Source organism: Devosia sp., assembly GCF_040509215.1.
Lineage (GTDB): Bacteria > Pseudomonadota > Alphaproteobacteria > Rhizobiales > Devosiaceae > Devosia.
This window is the reverse complement of the sequence record NZ_JBEVLL010000374.1, coordinates 1-4249: the sequence shown is the minus strand read 5'-3', so window position 1 is coordinate 4249 and position 4249 is coordinate 1. Positions and strand designations below refer to the sequence as shown.

The window sequence follows — 4249 nt, the reverse complement described above, 5'->3', positions numbered from 1 at the left end:
GCTTCACGTCGGCATCGCCATCGCAACGGCCGTGTCGTCCTGGATCAATGTCGTCTTGCTGGCGGCGACCCTCGGCATTCGCGGACATTTTTCCCTGCCGCGCAGCCAGTGGTGGGGCCATATAATGATCGTGCTGATCAGCGCCGCGATGGGGCTGAGCCTGATGCTGCTGGCCAATCACGGTGCCCACCACATCGCCGCGGGGGCCCCGCTCTGGCGGCAGGTGGCGGTCGTCGGCGCGCTCATCGCCTATGGCGTAGTGTTCTATTTTACGCTGATCCACGTCACCGGCACGCAGCGCCTCGGCATGCTGCTGCGGCGTCTGCGTCGCTCCCGGTGATGGTTTCCAATCGGCTCGGCTCCGTATAGAACGAGCGCACTGCACTCCATATACGGCGTTCCTCTCATGTCCTTCACTCCCCGCGTCTTTTCGGGAATCAAGCCATCGGGCGACCTGCACCTTGGGAACTATCTCGGCGCCATCCGGCGCTTCGTGCCCCTGCAGGATACCCATGAGACCATCTATTGCGTGGTCGACATGCATGCGATCACCGTCTGGCAGGACCCCGAGGACCTCAAGCGCTGGACCTATGAGATTGCCGCCGCCTACATCGCGGCCGGCGTCGATCCCGCCAAGTCGATCATTTTCAACCAGAGCCAGGTCGTCGAACACGCCGAGCTGAGCTGGGTGTTCAATTGTGTTGCGCGCATGGGCTGGATGGCCCGCATGACCCAGTTCAAGGACAAGGCCGGCGAGAACAGCGAGAATGTCTCGCTGGGCCTTTTCGCCTATCCTTCGCTGATGGCTGCCGACATCCTGCTCTATAAGGCGACAGCCGTGCCGGTGGGGGAAGATCAGCGCCAGCACCTTGAGCTGACGCGCGATATCGCCAAGAAGTTCAACCACGATTTTGCCAAGCAGAGCAAAGGGCTTGGTATCAAGGATGACTTCTTCCCGATCACCGAAACCCTGGCGACCGGCCCGGCAATGCGGGTGAAATCGCTCAAGGACGGGTCCAAGAAGATGAGCAAGTCCGAAGCTTCGGACCTCGCCACCATCTATATGATGGATGACGCCGATCTCATCGCCAAGAAGATCAAGCGCGCCACCTCCGATGCCGAGCCTTTGCCAACCGAGGCCGCTGGCCTTGAAGGTCGTCCGGAAGCGGAGAACCTTGTCGGCATTTATGCGGCGCTCGCCAATCTTAGCGTCGACCAGGTGCTGGCCGAATATGGCGGCAAGGGTTGGGGCGCGTTCAAGCCGGCGCTCGCAGACCTGTCGGTCACTGTGCTGGCGCCGATTGCCGACGAAATGAAGCGTCTTGTCTCGGACAAGGGCGAGATGGATCGCATCCTGCGCGATGGGGCGGACCGTGCTCGCGCCATTGCCCAGCCAATCATGGCCGACGTCCGCAAGATCGTCGGCTTCGTTCGCTAGTTCGGAGGCGCCTTTGTACGATACCGAATACAAGCGCAAATTCCTCGTCGTTATCGATGAGACTGAAGAGTGCGACCGCGCCCTGACCTTCGCCGCCTTTCGCACCAAGCGAACCGGCGGCACGGTCGTGCTGGTCACGGTGATCCCAAAACCTGAATTCATCGGCATGGGCGTCGAGGACGTGTTGCGGGCCGAGGCGGTGGAGGACGCCGAACGCAACCTCGATTCGCGCCTCGCCCGGATCAAGGAAATCGGCGATGTACGGGCCGAAACCGTCATCCGCGAAGGCAATGGACCCGAGCAGATCGAGCAGTTGATCGACAAGGACCACGGCATCGCCATCCTGGTGCTGGCGGCCTCCAAGTCGACCGAAGGCCCCGGCCCGCTCGTGACCCACTTCGCGGCCCGCGCCAATGCCTTGCCGATCCCGCTGACCATCGTGCCGGGCCGAATGAGCGACGAAGAGATTATTGCTATCTGCTGAGTGGCCCCGTTTGGGGCAAAATCAGTCCAGTGGACTGATTTTAACGAAGCAGGCCCGAAGAGCTACGCTCGAAGGGCCAAGCCCCACGCTCAGACGGTTGCCACCGCTCCTGCCACAAGATGGATTGCCCGGATAAACCGGGCAATGACGGAGACACAGGGTTCGAGCTTTCGCTCCTAAACCTCAGCCAACTGCTTCCGCTTCAAAAACGGATCATTCAAAAATGTCCCGAACGGAAAAAACGCCGCAAGCGTGGTCCGGACCCAGTCAAACCCCGAAAATCCCCTCCCCGGCAGGCAGATGGTCATCGCCAGAATATAGGCGATGAACGCGACCCCGTGGATAAGTCCCACGGGCGGGACAAGGCCGGGATAGCTGAACCAGTATTTGGCGGGCATGGCGACAAGGAACAGGGCCAGGGTTGTAATGCCTTCGGCGACGCCGGTATATCTGAACAGACGGATCATGATATGGTGCTAGCGCATGGCAGCCATATCGCGCCACGCGACAAAGCAGCGCAAATTGGGCTTGCAGCCAACCCGTCTCTAATTTAGAAGCGTTCTAAGTCTACTCCACGGAGAGAGTTTATGTTCATCCAGACCGAAGCCACGCCGAACCCGGCCACGCTGAAATTCCTGCCCGGTCGCGATGTGCTGGTCGGCGAGCCGCGCGATTTCCGCACCGTCGATGCAGCCGAAGCCTCTCCGCTGGCCGCCAGCCTTTTCGGCATTTCCGGCGTCAACGGCGTTTTCCTCGGCTCCGATTTCATCTCGGTGACCAAGGATGACACCAACTGGGCCCATATCAAGCCGGCCATTCTCGGCGTGATCATGGACCACTTCCTTTCGGGCAAGCCCGTCATCGCTGAAGGTGGCGAGGTCGACACCGATTTTGCCGCCGGCGAAGAGTTCTTCGAGGAAGAAGACAAGGAAATGGTCGAAGTTATCAAGGAACTGCTGGCAACGCGCGTGCGTCCGGCGGTGGCCATGGATGGCGGCGACATCATTTTCCGCGGTTTCAAGGAAGGCACCGTCTTCCTGCACATGCAGGGCGCCTGCTCGGGCTGCCCCTCGTCTACCGCGACCCTCAAGAGCGGTATCGAAAACCTCCTCCGTCACTTTGTGCCGGGCGTTGAGTCAGTTCAGCAGGTCTAAGACCCGCACGACCAGTTAAGCAGCAAGCCAGGGGCCTCGATGAGCGATCATCGGGGCTTCTGACTTTTTGGCTGCTTATTATCGGTGATCTGGGTCGGCGGGGGATAAGTTTCCCGACTGCCTCGAAACCGAGACAGTCGGGCACGCGTCTTATTCGGCCGCGGTCTTCTGGTCTTCCGACCGCTGGTCGGTGATGGCGAGAATTTCGTCACCCTCTGCCCGCTTGCGGCGAATGCGCAGGCGCTTGATGCGGCGACCGTCGGCTGCAAGGATTTCGAACTCGAAACCGTCGAGGCCCGTCACTTTTTCACCGCGGCGCGGCACGTGGCCGGCGAGGTCGAAGACGAGACCACCCAATGTATCGACGTCCTCGGCATGTTCGCCGGGGTCGAAATCGGGGCCGACAACGGCACGGACTTCGTCGAGTTCAGCGCGGGCATTGGCGATATAGGTGTCTTCGCCCACCTTGCGCACCATGGCGCGGACGGCTTCGTCGTGCTCGTCCTCGATCTTGCCGACAATGGCTTCGAGAAGGTCTTCGATGGTCACCAGACCATCGGTGCCGCCATATTCGTCGACGACGATCGCCATGTGGACGCGGGAAGCGCGCATGGATTGGAGGAGATCGCCGGCCGGCATGAAGGTCGGCACGAACATGGCCGTGCGGGTAATGCCAAGCTTGTTGATTTTCTGGCGCAGCGCGGCCGAGAGCAGTTTGACCGGCACATCCTTTTCAGGATCGGTCACCGGCTCGGTGATCTTGGCCATGGCATCCTTGATGTGGATGAAGCCGATGATCTTGTCGAGTTCGTCTTCGTAGACCGGCAGGCGTGAATGGCCGACCTGGCGGAATTTTGCGAGGAGCGTACCGAGATTGATATCGGCCTCGACGGCCTGGATATCGGAGCGCTCGACCATGATGTCGTCGATCGAGACGGCTGACAGTTTCAGCACGTTCTGCAGGATCGTGCGTTCGCTCTCGGTGAAGTCCTGCGTTTCGGCCCCGGCGCTTTCATCGAGCGCCACCTGCAGATCGTTGCGCAGGCTGACTGGACGAAGCGTCAGAATGGATTTGAGTCTGTTGATCAGGCTCGGCCCTCGCGTCGGCTGAGCGAGGGCGGGACTAGAGGAAGGTTCGGGATTATCGGGCACCCGGTTGCCCTTGCGATCGGT

Annotated in this window: 5 protein-coding genes and 1 pseudogene; 4 read left to right on the top strand and 2 right to left on the bottom strand. The window is 60.7% G+C overall.

What is annotated here, in order from left to right; all coding sequences use genetic code 11:
* From ABW043_RS21105 to ABW043_RS21095, 3 genes and pseudogenes are all read left to right on the top strand, one after another.
* Positions 1-340 (top strand): annotated as a pseudogene (locus ABW043_RS21105) (murein biosynthesis integral membrane protein MurJ); the annotation flags it as partial.
* 66 nt (positions 341-406) lie between these two features.
* Entirely contained in the window at positions 407-1438 is a 1032-nt protein-coding gene (trpS, locus tag ABW043_RS21100) for a tryptophan--tRNA ligase (RefSeq protein ID WP_353923165.1), read from the top strand.
* 13 nt (positions 1439-1451) lie between these two features.
* Positions 1452-1922, top strand: coding sequence for a universal stress protein (locus ABW043_RS21095; protein ID WP_353923164.1), 471 nt, complete (start codon positions 1452-1454; stop codon positions 1920-1922).
* Between the two features lie 176 nt (positions 1923-2098).
* Here ABW043_RS21095 and ABW043_RS21090 read toward each other — a convergent pair whose 3' ends face one another.
* Complete coding sequence (locus ABW043_RS21090) at positions 2099-2389, bottom strand: DUF3817 domain-containing protein (RefSeq protein WP_353923163.1); 291 nt, start codon at positions 2387-2389, stop codon at positions 2099-2101.
* 120 nt (positions 2390-2509) lie between these two features.
* Here ABW043_RS21090 and ABW043_RS21085 point away from each other — a divergent pair, with 120 nt between their 5' ends.
* A complete protein-coding gene (locus ABW043_RS21085; RefSeq protein ID WP_353923162.1) occupies positions 2510-3076 on the top strand; it encodes a NifU family protein in 567 nt (188 codons plus the stop codon).
* Positions 3077-3226: 150 nt separating this feature from the next.
* Here ABW043_RS21085 and ABW043_RS21080 read toward each other — a convergent pair.
* The coding region (locus ABW043_RS21080; protein WP_353923161.1) for a hemolysin family protein at positions 3227-4249 on the bottom strand (1023 nt) is incomplete at its 5' end.